Genomic DNA, 631 nt, shown 5'->3' with positions numbered 1-631 from the left:
GTGGCGCGATTCGCGCCGTACGGCCATGAAGATCCGCGGCATCACGGGGAAGTGGAACGCCATGTGGCACTCGTCGCCGCCGGAGGAGTAGTCGCCGAAGTAGTCGACGACGTCCTCCGGCCACTGGTTCGCCTCGGCCAGCAGCACGGTGTCCGGGTACATCGCGTCGATCTCGCGGCGGACCCGCTTCAGGAAGGTGTGGGTGGCGGGGAGGTTCTCGCAGTTGGTGCCCTCCTCCGCGTAGAGGTAGGGCACCGCGTCCAGCCGGAACCCGTCGATGCCCAGGTCCAGCCAGAACCGCAGGGCGGCCAGGACCTCCTCCTGGACGGCCGGGTTCTCGTAGTTCAGGTCCGGCTGGTGCGAGAAGAAGCGGTGGAAGTAGTACTGGCCGCGTACCGGGTCGAAGGTCCAGTTGGAGACCTCGGTGTCGACGAAGATGATCCGGGCGTCCTGGTACTGCTTGTCGTCGTCGGCCCACATGTAGAAGTCGCCGTAGGGGCCTTCGGGGTTCTTGCGGGACTCCTGGAACCACGGGTGCTGGTCGCTGGTGTGGTTCATGACGAAGTCGATGATGACGCGCATGCCGCGCTGGTGGGCGGCGTCCACGAACTCCACGAAGTCGGCGAGGTCG

1 protein-coding gene is annotated in these 631 nt (G+C 66.1%); it reads right to left on the bottom strand.

Features of this window, described 5'->3' with window-relative positions:
• A partial coding sequence (locus JK361_RS40670; protein WP_268983312.1) for an alpha-amylase family glycosyl hydrolase occupies positions 1-631 on the bottom strand: 631 nt, incomplete at both ends.

Origin of the sequence: Streptomyces musisoli (genome assembly GCF_016741855.1) — a bacterium.
Classification (GTDB): Bacteria; Actinomycetota; Actinomycetes; order Streptomycetales; family Streptomycetaceae; genus Streptomyces; species Streptomyces musisoli.
Note: the sequence above shows the minus strand (reverse complement) of the source record. Positions and strands in the feature narration are given on the sequence as shown.